This window comes from Plantibacter sp. H53, from assembly GCF_001650455.1.
Taxonomy (GTDB): domain Bacteria; phylum Actinomycetota; class Actinomycetes; order Actinomycetales; family Microbacteriaceae; genus Plantibacter; species Plantibacter flavus_A.
On record NZ_LWCT01000001.1, the window covers coordinates 167,118 to 184,001 of the forward strand.

At 70.2% G+C, this 16,884-nt stretch carries 18 protein-coding genes and 1 other RNA gene; 12 read left to right on the top strand and 7 right to left on the bottom strand.

Annotated elements, in window-relative coordinates:
* Positions 1-45: 45 nt before the first annotated feature.
* Positions 46-1,089 (top strand): LLM class flavin-dependent oxidoreductase, encoded by a 1,044-nt coding sequence (locus A4X17_RS00750; protein ID WP_064293750.1) that lies wholly within the window; start codon positions 46-48, stop codon positions 1,087-1,089.
* Between the two features lie 45 nt (positions 1,090-1,134).
* Positions 1,135-1,911, top strand: coding sequence for an SGNH/GDSL hydrolase family protein (locus tag A4X17_RS00755; protein WP_064293751.1), 777 nt, complete (start codon positions 1,135-1,137; stop codon positions 1,909-1,911).
* Between the two features lie 3 nt (positions 1,912-1,914).
* Here the strand turns inward: A4X17_RS00755 and A4X17_RS00760 are convergent, their stop codons facing one another.
* A complete protein-coding gene (locus A4X17_RS00760) occupies positions 1,915-3,486 on the bottom strand; it encodes a molybdopterin-dependent oxidoreductase (protein ID WP_064293752.1) in 1,572 nt (523 codons plus the stop codon).
* A gap of 90 nt (positions 3,487-3,576) precedes the next feature.
* On the bottom strand, positions 3,577-4,221 hold the full coding sequence (locus A4X17_RS00765) for an FMN-dependent NADH-azoreductase (RefSeq protein ID WP_064293753.1): 645 nt from the start codon (positions 4,219-4,221) through the stop codon (positions 3,577-3,579).
* Positions 4,222-4,292: 71 nt separating this feature from the next.
* Here A4X17_RS00765 and A4X17_RS00770 point away from each other — a divergent pair, with 71 nt between their 5' ends.
* The 3 genes from A4X17_RS00770 to A4X17_RS00780 all read left to right on the top strand — a co-directional run bounded on the left by A4X17_RS00770 (position 4,293) and on the right by A4X17_RS00780 (position 6,901).
* On the top strand, positions 4,293-5,579 hold the full coding sequence (locus A4X17_RS00770) for a kynureninase (RefSeq protein WP_064293754.1): 1,287 nt from the start codon (positions 4,293-4,295) through the stop codon (positions 5,577-5,579).
* A 22-nt stretch (positions 5,580-5,601) separates the two neighbouring features.
* Complete coding sequence (locus A4X17_RS00775) at positions 5,602-6,528, top strand: aldose 1-epimerase family protein (protein ID WP_064293755.1); 927 nt, start codon at positions 5,602-5,604, stop codon at positions 6,526-6,528.
* Between the two features lie 133 nt (positions 6,529-6,661).
* The gene (locus A4X17_RS00780) at positions 6,662-6,901 is read left to right on the top strand and encodes a hypothetical protein (RefSeq protein ID WP_064293756.1); all 240 of its coding nucleotides are present in this window, start codon (positions 6,662-6,664) and stop codon (positions 6,899-6,901) included.
* A gap of 14 nt (positions 6,902-6,915) precedes the next feature.
* On the opposite strand, the gene A4X17_RS19080 is transcribed toward A4X17_RS00780, so the two are convergent.
* The 3 genes from A4X17_RS19080 to A4X17_RS00790 form a co-directional block, all read right to left on the bottom strand.
* Entirely contained in the window at positions 6,916-7,080 is a 165-nt protein-coding gene (locus A4X17_RS19080; RefSeq protein WP_157583275.1) for a hypothetical protein, read from the bottom strand.
* A gap of 80 nt (positions 7,081-7,160) precedes the next feature.
* Entirely contained in the window at positions 7,161-7,580 is a 420-nt protein-coding gene (locus A4X17_RS00785; RefSeq protein ID WP_064293757.1) for an organic hydroperoxide resistance protein, read from the bottom strand.
* Positions 7,581-7,643: 63 nt separating this feature from the next.
* Positions 7,644-8,540, bottom strand: coding sequence for a LysR family transcriptional regulator ArgP (locus A4X17_RS00790; protein ID WP_369808436.1), 897 nt, complete (start codon positions 8,538-8,540; stop codon positions 7,644-7,646).
* 71 nt (positions 8,541-8,611) lie between these two features.
* On the opposite strand from A4X17_RS00790, the gene A4X17_RS00795 reads away from it, so the two are divergent.
* The 4 genes from A4X17_RS00795 to rnpB all read left to right on the top strand — a co-directional run bounded on the left by A4X17_RS00795 (position 8,612) and on the right by rnpB (position 11,301).
* Positions 8,612-9,229, top strand: coding sequence for a LysE/ArgO family amino acid transporter (locus A4X17_RS00795; protein WP_064293759.1), 618 nt, complete (start codon positions 8,612-8,614; stop codon positions 9,227-9,229).
* A 36-nt stretch (positions 9,230-9,265) separates the two neighbouring features.
* Positions 9,266-10,081, top strand: a complete 816-nt coding sequence (locus A4X17_RS00800) for a Nif3-like dinuclear metal center hexameric protein (protein ID WP_064293760.1) — start codon at positions 9,266-9,268, stop codon at positions 10,079-10,081.
* Positions 10,082-10,125: 44 nt separating this feature from the next.
* A complete protein-coding gene (locus tag A4X17_RS00805) occupies positions 10,126-10,863 on the top strand; it encodes a zinc ribbon domain-containing protein (protein ID WP_064293761.1) in 738 nt (245 codons plus the stop codon).
* Between the two features lie 71 nt (positions 10,864-10,934).
* Positions 10,935-11,301, top strand: an RNA gene (gene rnpB, locus A4X17_RS00810) — RNase P RNA component class A.
* Between the two features lie 139 nt (positions 11,302-11,440).
* Here rnpB and ppgK read toward each other — a convergent pair.
* Entirely contained in the window at positions 11,441-12,217 is a 777-nt protein-coding gene (gene ppgK / locus A4X17_RS00815) for a polyphosphate--glucose phosphotransferase (RefSeq protein ID WP_064293762.1), read from the bottom strand.
* 9 nt (positions 12,218-12,226) lie between these two features.
* The gene (gene map / locus A4X17_RS00820) at positions 12,227-13,129 is read right to left on the bottom strand and encodes a type I methionyl aminopeptidase (RefSeq protein ID WP_064293763.1); all 903 of its coding nucleotides are present in this window, start codon (positions 13,127-13,129) and stop codon (positions 12,227-12,229) included.
* Between the two features lie 34 nt (positions 13,130-13,163).
* Between map and A4X17_RS00825 the strand changes: the two genes are divergently transcribed.
* From A4X17_RS00825 to A4X17_RS00835, 3 genes are all read left to right on the top strand, one after another.
* On the top strand, positions 13,164-13,349 hold the full coding sequence (locus A4X17_RS00825) for a hypothetical protein (protein WP_064293764.1): 186 nt from the start codon (positions 13,164-13,166) through the stop codon (positions 13,347-13,349).
* A gap of 104 nt (positions 13,350-13,453) precedes the next feature.
* A complete protein-coding gene (locus A4X17_RS00830; RefSeq protein ID WP_064293765.1) occupies positions 13,454-15,421 on the top strand; it encodes a hypothetical protein in 1,968 nt (655 codons plus the stop codon).
* A 97-nt stretch (positions 15,422-15,518) separates the two neighbouring features.
* Entirely contained in the window at positions 15,519-16,874 is a 1,356-nt protein-coding gene (locus tag A4X17_RS00835; RefSeq protein WP_064293766.1) for a glutamine synthetase family protein, read from the top strand.
* Positions 16,875-16,884 lie beyond the last annotated feature (10 nt).

Genomic DNA, 16,884 nt, shown 5'->3' on the forward strand with positions numbered 1-16,884 from the left:
CTCCTGCAGCGGCATCGCGTCGGAACGGCGTCGTAGAGTCGATGCATGGCCCGATCCTCAGCACCGCTCCGCAGACTCGGCTTCCTCACGATGGGCCTGTTCGACCCCGATGAGCCGGCGGCCGGGCACGAGGCGACCCTGCAGCTCATCGAACTCGGTGAACGCCTGGGATTCGACAGCGCCTGGTTGCGGCACCGGCACCTGCAGTTCGGCATCTCCTCACCGGTCGCCGTCCTCGCAGCGGCGACGCAGCGCACGAAGCGCATCGCACTCGGCACCGCGGTCACACCGCTCGGCGCGGAGAACCCCTTCCGGCTCGCGGAGGACCTGGGCACGGTCGACGTCCTCTCGGGAGGCAGGCTGCTTCCCGGCTTCAGCACCGGGGAGCCGATGCGGTTCGACGCGTTCAAGCACGCGATCTATCCGTCGACGCTCGACCAGGAGGACCTCGGCTACGACCGCGTCCTGCGCCTCCGCTCCTTCATCCGCGGTGACGTCGTCAGTGACAGCGCCGGTCGTGAGGGCCAGGAGGACTACTCCTCACGGGTCGAGCCGCATGCCGACGGTCTGGCGGAGCGGCTCTGGTACGGAGCCGGCAGCCTGCGGTCGGCGGGTTGGGCCGGCGAGCAGTCCTTCAACCTGCTCACGAGCAGCGTCATCGCCGCCGAGGACGGCACGACGGACTTCGCCGCGAACCAGGCCGCCCAGGTCCGTCGGTTCCGAGAACTCCACCCGGCGGGTGAGCGGGCCCGCGTGTCGCAGGGGCTCGTGGTCATCCCGACGGACTCCGCGACGGCGTCCCAGCGAGCCCGGTACCAGGAGTACGTCGACTCGAGACGGCACCGCGTCGGCGTCGCCCATGGGCCGCGGCGGATGCTCTTCGCGGAGGACCTCGTCGGCAGCAGTGCGGAGATCGCTGAGCGACTGCACGAGCACGCCGGCTTCCAGGAGGTCGACGAGGTCGCCTTCGCCCTCCCGTTCACACTCGAACCGGACGACTACACGCAACTACTCACCGACATCGCCGGCGCGCTCGGGCCCGCCCTCGGCTGGCGACCGGCCGCAGACGGAGAGTCCCGTCCCGCCTGAGCGGGCCAGTCGGAGACGCCTTCCGGTCGCGCGTACAGTGCAGGTATGACGCAGCACGGGTTCAGACGGTACGTGGCCATCGGCGACAGCTTCAGTGAGGGCTACGGGGATCTCCGGGAGGACGGCACCCTCCGCGGGTGGGCGGACTTCGTGGCCCTCGGCCTCGCCCGGGCGTCCACGGAGACCGTCAGCTACGCGAACCTCGCCATCCGCGGGAGGAAGCTCGTCCCGATCCTCGACGAACAACTGGACCGTGCGATCGAGATGGGTCCGGACCTCGTCAGCTTCAACGGCGGCGGCAACGACATCATGCGCCCGCGGGTGTCGATCGACGGCGTCGCCGACCGCCTGGACGGTGCGGTCGATCGTCTGCGCGCCGGGGGAGCCCACGTGCTGCTGTTGAGCGGCGCGAACCCTTCCGCCCACATCCCGATGGGTTCGCTCCTCGCCCGCCGCGGCGAGCAGCTGGCCCAGGCCGTGCGGGTGCGGTATCCGCGTGACGGGGTGACCTTCGTCGACAACTGGGCTGACCGGATGCTCGCCGACCTCAGGTACTGGTCGGTGGACCGCTTGCACCTCAACGCCCTCGGCCATGCACGGGTGGCGGGCAACGTGCTGACGGCGCTCGACGTGCCGGTCCCGGAGGAGTGGGGGATCGACGACGTCGCTGCTGCCCCGCCCGGTCCGCGTCAACGTCGCACCGCGGCCTACTACCGGGAACATGTGCTCCCGTGGATCGGGCGCCGTCTGACCGGTCGGTCCTCGGGCGACGGTCGCGAACCGAAGATCGCCCAGCTGCGACCGGTCGACACCCGCGGCTGACCGTCAGCCGACGCGGACGAGCGTCCGCTGCCAACCGGAGGATCCGTTCGGAGCGATCGGCGCCTGCTTCTCGATCTGGAGGTTCCCGGCCTTGTCGGTCGCGCGGACGGCGACGTAGTGCGTGCCGGCCGTCGCCTCCCAGTCCATCCACCACTGCACCCAGGTGTCGTCGTTGATGGCGGTCGTGAGATTGACGCTCTGCCAGTCGCCGTTGTCGATGCTGACCTCGACCTTGGCGATCCCGACGGTCTGCGCCCAGGCGACACCTGCGATCTTCGCCGGGCCCGCCGGAACCTGCTTGTCGATCCGGGGTGTGTCGATCCGCGAGGAGAGTTTGATGGGCGCCTTCGCGTCGTAGCCGCGCGGGGTCCAGTAGGCCTCGTCCTTGTCGAACGTCGTGACCGTCAGCTTCGTCAGCCACTTCGTCGCCGACACGTAGCCGTAGAGGCCCGGGACGACCATGCGCACGGGGAAACCGTGCTCGAGCGGCAGCGGCTCGCCGTTCATCGCCACGGCGAGGATCGCGTCCAGGTTCGGGTCGGTGAGTGACTCGAGCGGCGTGCTCGCCGTGAACCCGTCGACGCTCGTGGACAGGACCATGTCGGCCTTCGAGTCCGGCATCGCCCGCTTGAGGACGTCGCGCACAGGGATACCGAGCCACTTCGCGTTGCCCAGGAGGTTACCGCCCACCTCGTTCGAGACGCAGGTCATGGTGATGACGTATTCGTCGAGACCCATGGCGAGGAGTTCCTCGAACGTGATCTGCACCTGCTCACCGACCATGCCGTCGATCGTGAGCGTCCAGGTGGCCGGATCGACCGTCGGCACGGTCAGCGCAGTGTCGACGCGGTAGAACTTGTCGTTCGGCGTGAAGAGCGGGCTGAGGCCGTCGACGTCCGCCTCGGCTCCGTCGGGGATCGTGACGGTCGACTTCGGCGCCGGGAGCTTGAGGGCGTCGCGGACGGCCGTGATCGACGAGGTGGTGACGTTGACGAGGCGTGCGCCCACGCCGACGACGACAGCACCGGCCGCCGCGATGCCGGCCACGCGGAAGAAGCCTCGACGGTCGAACGCCGCGCGCTCGTCGTCCGAACCGTTCGCGGCGCGCTTCGGCAGGCGACGGCTCAGGAGGATGAGGATCACGACGCCCGCCGCGAGACCGAGGATCACCGGGACGACGGCGAGCGGGGTGGCACCGGCGCGGGTGACGGTCGTCGCTCCGGCGAAGACGCCGGCCGCGAACAGGACCACGACACCGAGCGGTGGACGGATCTGCTGCAGGACCCCGGCGATCGCCGCGGCGATCACGACGGCGACCCCGAGGCTCACGAGGAGGAAGATCTTGTCGTTGCTGCCGAACGTCTCGATCGCGAACTCCTTCGCCCACCGCGGGACGATGTCGATCACGAACGATCCGACGGTGAGGAGGGGGCTGCTGCCGCGGGCGAACAACAGCGCCGCCAGCTCGGCGATCGCTAGGAACACCGCTGCTGCGACGATCCCGGACAGTGCTGCCGCGAACCAGACGAGACGTCGTCCGCCCCGTGTGGTGCCGGTCTGGTGCTTCGATGGCATGTGCTACTCCCTGATCGTGGCTCGACAGGAGTTCGGAGCACTGCCCGGATCAGACGGGTCGGATCCGCCGTCCGCCCGTCGTGTCGGCTGTCAGGCCGTCGAGACGGCCAGCCGCAGTCCCGTCTCGGACGCCGACCGGAGGGCCTCTGCGAACTCCTGTTCGCTCCGTTCGCGCTGAGCTGCGAGCGCCGGGTCACGGTCGGCGAGGGTCAGACTCGTCGTGATGACGTGGACGTCCATGCCGAGGGCGCCGCCGAACAACGTCCGCAGCGCCGGCACCTCGTGATCCCAACCCTCGGTCGGGCTGCCCGTGTCGTAGGCGATCCCGCGGCTGGTGGCGATGACGACCGGCCGGCCGGTGAGCGCTCCCGTGTCCGCGGAGGTGACGCCCGGCACGTGGATGTGGTCGATCCACGCTTTGAGCGACGACGGGATCGAGAAGTTGTACAGCGGCGCACCGATCACGACGATGTCGGCGCCGAGCAGCTCGTCGAGCAGGACGCGCTGGAGCGTCTCGGCCTCGGCGGGCGGGTTCGCACCGGGGCGGCGGTCGGCCGGCGCCCAGTGGAGACTCGCGTCGGCGAGGTGGGGGACCGGATCGCGGTGCAGGTCGCGACGGACGACGACGCCGGTGGGGTCGGCGTTCGACCAGGCGTCCACGACGGCCTGCGAGAGCCGGCGGGACCGGGAGGTGTCGAGATCGGCGGAGGAGTCGAGGTGCAGGAGCGTGGGCATGCGGCAACGCTAGCAAGCCGGGTCCCGTCCGCTTCCTTGCGGCACGCACTGGTGGCGGTTACCGTCGCAGGATGGTCGACGCCCCAGCCCCAGCCACCTCCGCCCGCCCGGACGCACGCGTCCTCGACGAGACCGACCCGCTCGCGGAACACCGCGCGGCGTTCCTCCCGGCCGAGGGCGTCGTCGCCTACCTGGACGGGAACTCCCTGGGGCGGCCGTTGCGGGCCACGGCGGAGCGGCTGCAGTCGTTCATCGCGGAGGAGTGGGGGACGAGGCTCATCCGGTCGTGGGACGACCGCTGGTTCGAGCTGCCGCTGACGCTCGGCGACCGCCTGGGATCGGTCGTGCTCGGTGCCGCACCCGGCCAGACGGTCGTCGCCGACTCGACGACCGTGCTGCTGTACAAGCTGATCCGCGCGGCGGTCGACGTGACGTCGTCTGCCGGAGGAACCGCTCCGCGCGACGAGCTCGTGATCGATGCGGAGAACTTCCCGACGGACCGCTTCGTGATCGAGGGGGTCGCCGCTGAACGCGGTCTGCGTGTGCGATGGATCGACGCCGACCCGGTCCACGGTGTCGCCGCGCACCAGTTGCGCGAGGTGGTCCACGAGCGGACCGCTCTCGTCGTGCTCAGCCAGGTCGACTACCGGTCCGGAGCGCTGCTCGACGTCGAGGAGCTGACCGCGATCGCGCATCAGGCGGGAGCACTCGTGCTCTGGGACCTGTGCCACTCCGCCGGTGCGGTCCCGATCGAGCTCGACGGGTGGGGCGTGGACCTCGCGGTGGGCTGCTCCTACAAGTACCTCGGTGGCGGGCCCGGTGCTCCGGCGTTCGCCTACGTCGCGGCACGCCATCAGGACCGGCTCCTCCAGCCCATCCAGGGGTGGATGGGCGCCGCCGACGTCTTCGCCATGGCCGACACCTATCAGCCGGCCGTCGGGATGCGCCGGTTCCTCAGCGGGACGCCACCGATCGTGGGCATGCTGCCGCTCGAGGACTCGCTGACGCTCATCGAGTCCGCCGGGGTCGCCGCCATCCGGGAGAAGTCCGAGGCCCTCACCACGTTCGCCATCTCCTGGGCCGACGAGCACCTCGCAGGCTCCGGTGTCAAGGTGATGACCCCTCGTGACCCGGCGCGTCGCGGTGGTCATGTGACGCTCGGTCACCCGTCGTTCCGCGAGATCACCCCGCTGCTCTGGAATGCGGGTGTGATCCCCGACTTCCGGCACCCGGACGGTCTTCGCATCGGGGTCGCCCCCTTGAGCTCCGGCTTCGCCGAGCTCGAACTCGGGCTGATCCGGATCGCCGAGGCCGTCCACCGGTGGACGGCCTCACCCGGCTCCACCCCGCCCGGCTGACGTCCGTCGTAGGCTTGGCGGCATGCCCGCTGCCTCTGGAACCCAGTACCGTCTCCACCACGCCGGTCCGCAGGGCGAGGTCCGAGCGACGATCACCGAACTCGCCGCCGGACTCCGCGAGCTGACGGTCGGCGGACGCACCCTCGTGCAGTCCTTCGGTGAGGACGTCGTCGCCCCGATGGGGTGCGGGATGGTGCTCGTGCCGTGGCCCAACCGCGTCCGCGATGCCCGGTGGACGCTCGACGGTGAACCGCAGCAGCTCGACGTCACCGAGGCGGCGACCGGGAACGCCTCCCATGGTCTGCTGCGCAACACGGGGTACCGGGCGGGGGATCACGCCGATCACGCGGTGACCCTGCTCGCCTCGGTGTTCCCGCAGCACGGCTACCCGTTCCGCCTCGACACCTCGGTCGCCTACACGTTGGACGACGACGGCCTGCGGGTGACCCACACGATCGTGAACCGGTCGAGTCGCCCCGCGCCGGTCGCCGTCGGTGCTCACCCCTACCTGGCGCTCGGCGACGTACCGACCGCCGACCTCACCGTGACGGTGGCCGCCGACACCTGGTTCGAGACGGACGAGCAGCGCATCCCGGTCGCCTCCCGTCCCGTCGACGGGACCCCGTACGATCTGCGCTCGGGTGCTCGCGTGGGCGACCTCTCGATCGACGTCGGCCTGGGTTCGGTCCAGCAGGTCGACGGTGCCGTCCGACACCGTCTCACCGCACCCGACGGCGACACCGTCGAACTCTGGGCGGACGACGACTTCCGGTTCGTCCAGGTCTACACGCCGAAGAACTTCCCGGCGGCAGACGGACCGACGCAGGCCATCGCCATCGAGCCCATGACGGCCCCCGCCGATGCGCTGAACAGCGGGACCGGACTCCGATGGTTGGAGCCCGACGAGCGGTGGTCGCTGTCCTGGGGGATCCGACTCACGCAGGTGTGACCGGCACGCCGTTCGGCGGACGATCGACCGTCCCACGGGCGGAGGAGGATCAGCTCACAGGATGACGCCGCGGGGACGATGATCGCCCTGGCGTCCGATGTGCCGCCCCCGGGTGTCGACGGACACTTGTGGCATGACCACGCACCTGGACACCAGCCCGAACCTCTTCACCCTGTCCACGCCCCGGGTTGCACAGACCGAGCGGCTGCAGGTGGCGCGGCCGACGGCTCGACCGCGCGGACGGTTCGGGGCGTTCGTGGGCGTCCTCCTGGGGAACATCGTCCTCTGGAGCACGCTCTTCATCACGATCGGTGTCGTGCTCGCACTGCAGCTCGGCATCGTCGGCGTCATCGCCGCGTCGCTGTTGCGCTGAGCGCGACCCCGTCGTCAGGCACCTGAATCGGCGAGACCCGTTCCGGAATCGTCCGCGGCGTCCTCGGCGGGCGCGTCGTCATCCAGCGCCTCGTCCTCGACCACGGCGTCCGGGAGCCCCGGCAGCATGGCCGCCGCGCCCTCGTCACGAATGCCTTCGGCCGCCCCGAAATCAGACATGATGCTTCCTCTCGATCGTCGTGCCCGCCAGGGTAACCGGCGGACACGACGATCGACAGCCCTTGCGGGCGGGAGCTTCGTCAGTCGACGATCGACACCGTCACGTCGATGTTGCCGCGCGTGGCGTTCGAGTAGGGGCACACCTGGTGCGCCTGGTCGGCCAGCTGCTGGGCTTCATCGTGCGTCACGTTCGGCACGTAGACGTCGAGCTCGACGGCCAGGCCGAAGCCGCCCTCACCGTTCGATCCGATGCCGACGCTGGCCGACACCTCGGCGTCCTTCGTGTCGAGCTTCGCGGTACGCCCGACGGCGTGGAGGGCGCTGAGGAAGCACGCGGCGAAGCCGGCGGCGAACAACTGCTCGGGGTTGGTGCCCTCGCCGCTGCCGCCGAGTTCCTTCGGGGGACGGGTGTCGAAGTCGAGGAGGTCGTCCTCACTGCGGACGTGTCCGTCTCGTCCGCCTCCGGTGGCATGGGCAACTGCTGTGTACGCGATATCCATTGCTCCATCCTTGCACCGTCGTGCGTGCCCGGTGCACCTTCTCCGGGACCTCTCGGCAGGAGTTCAGTGCAGCGTGGATCGAGCCGCGTCGACCACCGCCGTCGTGACGAGCTCGAGCAGTCGGGAGTGGAGTCGCCACTGCTGCCAGAACAAGGGGACGTCGACGCCGCCCGTTTCGTCGAGCACGACGAGATCGCCCCTGCGCAGCGGCGCGTCGGACTGCGCGTCCGGGAGCATGCCCCAGCCGAGACCGAGGCCGACGGCGGTCGCGAAGTCCGCCGAGGCCGGAACATGGTGCCGCGGCGGGTCGGCGGGGTCGACGCCACGTCGTCGGAGGTAGGCGTCCTGGAGATCGTCCTTCCGGTCGAACACGACGACGGGCGCTGCGGTGAGCGCCTGAGCGGTCGCCCCGTCCTCGAACCAGCGCGCCGCGAACGAGGGTGAGGCCATCGGCCGGTATCGCATCCGGCCGAGAGGCCGCACCGTGCACCCCTGGACCGGTTCGGCGTTCGACGTGACCGCGGCCATGACGCTGCCCGCACGGAGGAGGTCCGTCGAATGGTCCTGGTCCTCGCGAGCGAGGTCGAAGACGACCGACTCCCGTGCGGCGACGTCCGCCAGCACGGGCAGCAGCCAGGTGGCGAGGGAGTCGGCGTTCACGACGATCGGGATCACCGCCGGGGTGGCCGGCGTGAGCGCGTCGTCGGCGTGCAACTCGAGCGCCGCGTCGTGACCGAGCAGGTGCACCGCGCGGCCGAGGCGGAGCACGATCTCACCTGACGCCGTGATGGTGATCGGTTTGGTCCGGAGCAGGAGGACCCGTCCGACGCTCTGCTCGAGGGCCTTGATGCGTTGGCTGATCGCCGACGGCGTGACCATCAGCTCCCGGGCGGCCGACTCGAAGGTGCCGTGGTCGACGGCGGCGACGAAGGCCCGCAGTTGCTCGAAATGGAAATCCATCATAAGAGGATCTTACGATTCATCAGAATATTGAACTGGCTTCATCATGCTGCGCCTCCTACGGTCGGAGGATGACCTCCGCACTGCAGGCCGCGATCGCGGGCCTCGGCCTCGGCCTCTCCCTCATCGTGGCCATCGGCGCACAGAACGCCTTCGTCCTCCGGCAGGGCATCCGGCGCGAGCATGTCCTTCCCGTGGTGCTGGTCTGCGCACTCTCCGACGCGGTGCTCATCATCGCCGGTGTCAGCGGCATCGGCTTCGTCGTGGAGCGGTTCCCCGTGGTCCTCGTCGTCCTCCGTTGGGCCGGGGCCGCCTTCCTGCTCGGCTACGGCCTGCTGGCCGCACGCCGTGCACTCGCCCCGTCCGGTCTCGCCGCCGACCGTGGTGGCAACAGCCTCTCGCTCAGGGCGGCGGTACTCACCGTCATCGGCCTCACCTGGCTGAACCCCCACGTGTACCTCGACACCGTGCTCCTCCTCGGCTCGATCGCGAACACCCACGGGGAGCTGGGGCGGTGGTGGTTCGCCGCCGGCGCGGTCCTCGGGAGCATCCTGTGGTTCACCGCGCTGGGGTACGGCGCGCGACTGCTCCGCGGGGTCTTCGCGAAGCCCGTGGCCTGGCGCATCCTCGACGTCGCGATCGCGGTCGTCATGATCGCCCTCGCGATCATGCTCGTCCTGCGCCCCTGAGCGTGCTCGAGGGTGCCTGGTTAGGATTGCCGGGTGATGAGAACCCTGCGTGAGGTCAACACGGTCGTCGAGCGCCTCTGGCCACTGTCCGGAGCCGAGGACTGGGATGCCCCGGGGCTCCTCGTCGGCGACCCGGACCAGCCGGTCGGGCATGTGCTCCTGGCCGTCGACGCGGTCGGCGTGACCGTCGACGAGGTGCTCGAGCGCCCCGACGGTCTGCTGCTGGTCCACCACCCGCTGCTGATGCGCGGTGTCACGACCGTGGCGGGTGACCGGTACAAGGGGTCGCTCATCACACGCCTGATCCGTGGCGGCGCCGCACTCATCGCCGCCCACACCAACGCCGACGTCGTCGTCGACGGGACCTCGGACGTCCTCGCCCGACGTCTCGGCCTCCACGACCCGGCTCCGATCGTCCCTGCCGCCGACGGCCTGACCGGGCTGGGTCGGGTCGGCGACCTCCCGGAGGAGACGACGCTCGGCGCGATCGCGCGTGCCCTCGCCGAGATCCTGCCGGCGACCGCCACCGGGGTCCGTGCCTCCGGCGACTACGACCAGGCCGTCCGGAGGATCGCGCTCTGCGGGGGAGCGGGGGACTCGCTCCTGTCCCACCCCGCGGTCCGCGCGGCCGACGTGTACATCACGGCCGACCTCCGCCACCACCCGGCGTCCGAGGCCCGGGAACAGGCACTCCTCGGCGGCGGGCCGGCCCTCGTCGACGTCTCCCACTGGGCGAGCGAGTGGCTGTGGTTGGAGGGGGCCGCCGACGCGCTCCGACGAGAGCTCCCGGGACTCGACGTCCGGGTCAGCGAGCTGCGTACCGACCCGTGGGACTTCGTCGTCACCCAGTAGTCGGCGCGGCCGGTAGGGTGATGAGTCGAGAGTTTGGAACAGACGTGAAAGCCAGCCCAGCAGACCAGAAGACGTTGCTCACCCTGCAGAGCATCGACACCGGCGTGCAGCGCACCGCCCACCGCGCGGCGAACCTCCCCGAGGCCGCGCGCATCGCGCAGCTCCAGGCCGAGATCGAGACCGTCCGCCTCCGTCGCCTGGAGCGGGTCGGCGTCCGCGACGACGCACAGACCGAGCTCGGGCGCATCGAGTCCGACGTCGCCGTCGTCGCGGCCCGCATGAAGCGCGACGCCGACCGCCTCCAGTCGTCGACCTCCGTCAAGGACGTCGAAGCGCTGCAGAGCGAGATCGCCTCGTTGCAGAACCGGCAGAACAACCTCGAAGAGATCCAGCTGAACGTCATGGAGCGGGTCGAAGCCGCGGAGGACGCCGTCGCCCAGGTGGACGCCGAGCGCGCCGGACTCCAGGAGCTCCTCGACGAGGTCGTCGCGAAGCGCGACGCCGAACTCGTCGAACTCGAGGCCGAACGGGCACGACTCACCGCCGACCGCGAATCACTCGCACCCGGCATCCCCGCCGACCTCCTGGCACTCTACGACCAGCGTCGCGCCCGCGGCGGTATCGGTGCAGCACTGTTCCGCGCCGGCACCTGCGGAGCATGCAAGATGTCGCTCACCGGTAACGACCTCCAGGCCGTCCGCGCCGCGCCGTCCGAAGAGGTCGTGCAGTGCCCTGAGTGCGCCGCGATCGTCGTCCGGACGGACGAGTCAGGCCTCATCTGAGCCGGACGCGGGCTGCACGACACCAGCGGTCCGCGGCCGCTGTCACGGGCCGGTAGACTCGTCTCCGTGAACGGGCCGGCTAGACGGTCGCGTCACCGAGACCTCCGGGTGTCGGTGCCGAGGAACGTCCGGGCTCCACAGAGCAGGGCGGTGGGTAACACCCACCCGGGGTGACCCGCGAGACAGTGCCACAGAGAACAGACCGCCGTGGGCGACCACGGTCAGGGTGAAACGGTGGGGTAAGAGCCCACCAGCGACCGGGGTGACCCGGTCGGCTCGGTAAACCTCGTCCGGAGCAAGGTCAACAGGGAACGCTGAGGCTGCTCGCCAAGTTCCCGGGTAGACCGCTAGAGGGCGGCGGCAACGTCGTCCCGAGAGAGATGGCCGTCCAAACGCGAGAGCGTGGGACAGAACCCGGCGTACCGGTCGACCCGTTCACACCCCAGCACGGCCGCGACTGCGTCGAGCCGTACTGCGACACCCGCGCAAGCGTGGGACAGAACCCGGCGTACCGGTCGACCCGTTCACACTCAACGCCGGGCGCCGCGACGGAATCGCCAGAGCGCGCCCGCAGCGCTCAGGCGATGCGTTCGGCGGGGCCGGCGGCGAGAGCGGCTGCGCCGAGGATGCCCGCGTTGTTGCGGTGCACGGCAGGGATGATCGGGGTGTCGAGCTTCAGCAGCGGCAGGAAGTGGTCCGCGTGCTTGGACACGCCGCCGCCCACCACGAACTGATCGGGCGAGAAGAGGAACTCGAGGCGCTCGTAGTACTTCTGGAGGCGCTTGGCCCACTTCTCCCAGCTCAGGTCCTCGCGCTCCTTGACCGCGTAGGACGCCCGCGTCTCGGCGTCCTTGCCGTCGATCTCCAGGTGTCCGAGTTCCGCGTTCGGGATCAACGTGCGGTTGTAGATGAGCGCCGTGCCGATGCCGGTGCCGAGCGTCGTCAGGATCGTGAGGCCGCTGGCGCCCTTGGCCGCGCCGAACTCGGTCTCGGCGTACCCGGCCGCGTCGGCGTCGTTCACGAAGGTGATCTCACGCCCGAGGCCCTGCTCGAACAGCTGCTCGGCTTCGAGGCCGATCCAGGCGTCGGAGACGTTCGCCGCGGACATCGTCCGGCCGTTGCGGACGATCGCGGGGAAGCAGACGCCGAGTGGGAGTCCGTCCGAGGCCGGGGACAGCTGCTCGAGCACCTGGCGCACCGTCACGACGATGTCCTTCGGCTCGCCACCCTTCGGCGTGGGGATCTTCACCCGATCGGTGAGGAGGGCACCGGTCGTGAGGTCGACGACCGCACCTTTGATGCCGGTCCCTCCGATATCGATGCCGACGGCGGACCGGGGAGTTGCGTTCGTCATGCGTCCAGCCTAGAGCGCCGCGGGCGCTGCGTCGGTGTCGATCGGGCTCGGAAGCGTGAGGATCTCTGCGCCGCGTTCGGTGACGACGAGCGTGTGCTCGACCTGTGCGGTGAGTGACCGGTCGCGCGTCGTGACCGTCCAGTCGTCGTCCCACTGCTCCCAGTCCTGGGAGCCGATCGTGAGCATCGGCTCGATCGTGAACACCATGCCCGGCTCCATCACCGTGTCGTAGAGCGGCGCGGCGTCGTAGTGGGGGACGATCAACCCGGAGTGGAAGGACCGGCCGACGCCGTGGCCCGTGAAGTCGCGGACGACGCCGTACCCGAACCGCTTCGCGTAGGACTCGATCGCACGACCGATGACGTTGATCTGTCGGCCTGGGGCGACGGCCTTGATGCCTCGGTTGAGGGCTTCCCGGGTGCGCTCGACGAGGAGCCGTGTGTCGTCGGCGACGTCGCCGACGAGGAAGGTCACGTTGCTGTCGCCGTGCACGCCGTCGAGGTAGGCGGTGATGTCGATGTTCACGAGGTCGCCCTCGCGCAAGGCGGTGTCGTCGGGGATCCCGTGGCAGACGACCTCGTTGACCGAGCTGCAGATCGACTTGGGGTAGCCGCGGTACCCGAGCGTCGACGGATAGGCGCCCGCACCGATGACGAACGCGTGTCCGATGGCGTCCAGTTCATCGGTGGTCACCCCGGGACGGACCGCCGCACCGACGGCCTGGATCGCATCGGCGGCGATGGTCCCGGCGACCCGGATGCGTTCGATCTCCTCAGCCGAATACAGGTCGCCCCGGGTGTCGGTGGCCGGTGCGGCGCGGCCGACGTACTCGGGGCGGACGATCGTCTCCGGCACCGATCGGGGGCGGCCGACGCGACCGGGGACCAGGTGACCTGCGGTGTCGAAAGGCATAGGATCAAGCCTAACCGAGCAGGGGAGACGCGCCGTGGCGAAGGAACCATCCGAGCAGTACTGGTACAACACGAAGACCGGCCAGGTCGAGTTCGGCTTCGAGTCGAGTGTCGTGGACCGCGTCGGTCCCTTCGAGACGGCTGCGGAGGCCTCGCACGCACTCGAGCGACTCCGCGCCAACAGCGCGAAGTGGGACGCCGACGAGGCTGCCGAGGACTGAGCCGCCCGGGTCGCGTCGCGAGCGGATTGCGGGTCTGCCCTCTTCCGCAGGCGTGGTGCGATCCGCCAGGATGGGCCGAGCGATGAAGCTCGAGCGGGGGGAACATGCACAGGATCGACCGTCCGCGGAGGCGACCGATCGCCGTCGGACGAGGTGCCGTCGCGGCCCTCACCCTCGGACTCCTCCTGATGCCGACGTCGCCGGCCGCTGCAGCGCCGATGGTCGCCTCCGAGGTCACCGCAGCCGAGTGCGTCACAACGGTCCCCGGTGGTTCCCGCTGCGGTGTGTTGACGGTGCCTCTGTCGCGCACAGTGCCGGACTCGGCGGAGGCGACCCTGCCGTACGTGCTCGTACCGGCCGCCCTCGAGACCGGACGACCGCCGCTCGTCTACCTCGCCGGTGGGTCGGCGCTCTCGTCGCTCGACATCCAGCGGCTCGCGGTCGAGGACGGGCTGGCCGCTGACCGCGACGTGGTGTTCGTCGAACGCCGGGGCGGTCTCGACGCCACTCCGTCGCTCGACTGCGGGCCGGCGAACGCAGCCATCCGTGCCTCGCTCGGGGCTGATGGGGACCGTGCAGCCCGCGTCACCGCGGTCGACGCGGCCTTCGCGTCCTGCGCCGCGTCCTGGCAGGAGGACGGCGTCGTGCCGAGCGACTTCGGCGTCGCCCCCGCGGCTGCGGACCTCCGCGACCTGCGGCAGCAGCTGGGCTACGCGCGTTGGACCATCCTGGCCGTGGGCACGTCGGCCGGCGTGGCCCTCGCGGCCCCCGACGTCGATCCGGGTGGTGTCGACGGCGTCGTCCTCGACGGCCCCGACCTGGGTGCACCCGGGATCGTCTCCGCTGGCGGTGTGGCGGCCGCCCTGGCCGTCGTCCGTGCGCGCGGCGTCGAGCCGCAGGGCCCCGTCCCGTCCCCGCCGGCGGCACCACAGGCCGCCGCCGCTGAGGAACCGGAGTCCGCGACCCCGGACACCGCGCCGAGCGAGCCGACACGTTCCGCAGGGATCCTCGCCACCGCCACCGATGCGCTCGTCGCCGCGCCGCACCGCACCTCCGGCGCGCACGCGATGACCCTCGGTGGCGACGCGCTCCTGGCGATCGCCTCACACGCGTTGTCCGAACCCACCGCACAGGCGGCACTCCCGGTGCTCCTGAGCTCGATCGCGGACGGCGACAGCACGGTGCTGGATCCCGTGGCGAACGATGCGATCGCCCGGCTGGCCGACCCCGGTGTCATCCTCGACCACGTGCTCGGGTGTTCGACGACCGGCTGGCCCGGGGCCGCCGAACGCTCGGACGCGGAGGTCACCACGAAGACGCTGCTGGAGGACGTCGCGGCCGCTGCCTGCTCCTCGTTCGCCGTGGCTGCGACGCCGCCACCGGGAGCGGTCGGGACGTCGGTCTTCGTGCTCGGCGCCCCGGAACAGGCAGCCGCTCTCGCCGGCCCCGTCGCCGGCGGCACGGCGGACGCGCTCGTGGCGGTCTTCCCCGGGTCGGGAGCCGTCCCATCGGTCAGCAGCGCGTGCGCACGGGTCGCGATGCGTGCGTGGCTCAGCGATCCGGCGAGCTATCGGGCGGCGCTCTGCGATGCCGACGACGCGGCCGTCGCCGTCGTCGATCGAGCCGATGTCGCGGCGAGCCCGCGATGGGCCCAGCAGACCTCGTCGGACGCCGGTGGCGGGTGGTCGCTGCTGGTGCTGCCCATCCTGTTCGGGCTCGTGGCCATCGGATGGTCCGTGGCGTGGGGCTACCGGTTGATCACCCAGGCGCTTCGGCGCCAGCCGGTGCAAGACGGTCTCCTGCTGGGGATCGCTCCGGTGTTCGGAGCGACGTGGGCGATCGGCGGAGCCGTCGTGCTCGTCCGTGCGGCCACCTCGAGTCCGGCGATCGCTCTCGTCGGGGTGCCCGCCGCCTTGCCGTGGCTCTCCATCGCCCTCCTCGTGAGTGGCCTCGGGCTGGTGCCCGTCTGGCAAGGGGCCCACCGTGGATCACGACTACGGATCGCCGCACTCTCGCTGCTGTGGGCGGCGACGGCCGGCTGGACCGCACTCTTCGTCCTCGCCTGGTGGTGAGCCGTGGATCGCCCACGCCCGGCGCGCGCTGATGAGCGGGAACGGGGACGGAGCCAGTAGCCTAGACACGGGCCGCCGGCCGAAGGAAGAGGGGCAGATGGATAAGCAGCGCGACTTCGTTCTCCGCACGATCGAGGAGCGGGGCGTCAAGTTCGTCCGGCTGTGGTTCACCGATGTCGTCGGGACCCTGAAGTCCGTCGCGATCGCCCCGGCCGAAGTGGAAGGCGCGTTCTCCGAGGGCCTCGGCTTCGACGGATCGGCGATCGAGGGGCTCAGCCGCTCCTACGAGTCGGACCTCCTGGCCCACCCCGATCCGACGACCTTCCAGATCCTGCCGTGGCGCGGCGAGATCGACCCGACGGCGCGCATGTTCTGCGACATCACGACGCCCGACGGCCAGCCCGCCGTCGCCGACCCGCGGAACGTCTTGAAGCGCACCCTGGCGAAGGCCGCAGACATGGGGTTCACGTTCTACACGCACCCCGAGATCGAGTTCTACCTGCTGAAGTCCTCGCAGTACGGCGTCGACGGACCGGAACCGGTCGACTCCGCGGGCTACTTCGACAACGTGCCCGGTGGCACCGCTCATGACTTCCGTCGACGTTCCGTCCGGATGCTCGAAGACCTCGGGATCTCCGTCGAGTTCAGCCACCACGAGGCGGGCCCCGGCCAGAACGAGATCGACCTGCGATACGCCGACGCCCTGACGACGGCCGACAACATCATGACCTTCCGCACCGTCGTGAAGGAGGTGGCGATCGAGCAGGGCGTCTACGCGACGTTCATGCCGAAGCCGCTCGTCCACCAGCCCGGCAGCGGCATGCACACGCACATGTCGTTGTTCGAGGGTGACTCGAACGCCTTCTACGAGGCGGGTGCGCAGTACCAGCTCTCGAAGACGGGCCGGCAGTTCATCGCCGGACTCCTGACGCACGCTCCGGAGATCACCGCGGTGACGAACCAGTTCGTGAACTCCTACAAGCGACTCTGGGGTGGCGTCGGGCCGAACAAGCTGTCCGAGGCTCCGAGCTTCGTCTGCTGGGGCCACAACAACCGCTCGGCACTCGTGCGCGTGCCGCTCTACAAGCCCAACAAGGGTCAGAGCGCTCGGGTCGAGTACCGCGCCATCGACTCCGCGGCCAACCCGTACCTCGCCTTCTCGCTCATGCTCGCCGCTGGGCTGAAGGGCATCGAGGAGGGCTACGAGCTCCCGCCGGAGGCCGAGGACAACGTCTGGACGCTCTCCGACACCGAGCGTCGGGCGCTGGGATACAACGCGCTGCCCGCCAGCCTGGATCGCGCCGTCAGCCTCATGGAGGGTTCCGAACTCGTGGCGGAGACGCTCGGGGAGCAGGTGTTCAACTACGTCCTGCTGAACAAGCGACAGGAATGGCACGAGTACCGGGCCCAGGTGACCCCCTTCGAGTTGTCCAGCAACCTGGAGATGCTCTAGACGAGGGGAC

Coding starts and splice junctions, on each gene's coding strand:
- A4X17_RS00770 (WP_064293754.1), top strand. CDS start 4,293: ATGGTCGACGCCCCAGCCCCAGCCACCTCCGCCCGCCCGGACGCACGC.
- map (WP_064293763.1), bottom strand. CDS start 13,129: ATGCCTTTCGACACCGCAGGTCACCTGGTCCCCGGTCGCGTCGGCCGC.
- A4X17_RS19080 (WP_157583275.1), bottom strand. CDS start 7,080: ATGTCTGATTTCGGGGCGGCCGAAGGCATTCGTGACGAGGGCGCGGCG.
- A4X17_RS00765 (WP_064293753.1), bottom strand. CDS start 4,221: ATGCCCACGCTCCTGCACCTCGACTCCTCCGCCGATCTCGACACCTCC.
- A4X17_RS00795 (WP_064293759.1), top strand. CDS start 8,612: ATGACCTCCGCACTGCAGGCCGCGATCGCGGGCCTCGGCCTCGGCCTC.
- A4X17_RS00835 (WP_064293766.1), top strand. CDS start 15,519: ATGGATAAGCAGCGCGACTTCGTTCTCCGCACGATCGAGGAGCGGGGC.
- A4X17_RS00800 (WP_064293760.1), top strand. CDS start 9,266: ATGAGAACCCTGCGTGAGGTCAACACGGTCGTCGAGCGCCTCTGGCCA.
- A4X17_RS00785 (WP_064293757.1), bottom strand. CDS start 7,580: ATGGATATCGCGTACACAGCAGTTGCCCATGCCACCGGAGGCGGACGA.
- A4X17_RS00755 (WP_064293751.1), top strand. CDS start 1,135: ATGACGCAGCACGGGTTCAGACGGTACGTGGCCATCGGCGACAGCTTC.
- A4X17_RS00760 (WP_064293752.1), bottom strand. CDS start 3,486: ATGCCATCGAAGCACCAGACCGGCACCACACGGGGCGGACGACGTCTC.
- ppgK (WP_064293762.1), bottom strand. CDS start 12,217: ATGACGAACGCAACTCCCCGGTCCGCCGTCGGCATCGATATCGGAGGG.
- A4X17_RS00790 (WP_369808436.1), bottom strand. CDS start 8,540: ATGGATTTCCATTTCGAGCAACTGCGGGCCTTCGTCGCCGCCGTCGAC.
- A4X17_RS00750 (WP_064293750.1), top strand. CDS start 46: ATGGCCCGATCCTCAGCACCGCTCCGCAGACTCGGCTTCCTCACGATG.
- A4X17_RS00775 (WP_064293755.1), top strand. CDS start 5,602: ATGCCCGCTGCCTCTGGAACCCAGTACCGTCTCCACCACGCCGGTCCG.
- A4X17_RS00830 (WP_064293765.1), top strand. CDS start 13,454: ATGCACAGGATCGACCGTCCGCGGAGGCGACCGATCGCCGTCGGACGA.
- A4X17_RS00780 (WP_064293756.1), top strand. CDS start 6,662: ATGACCACGCACCTGGACACCAGCCCGAACCTCTTCACCCTGTCCACG.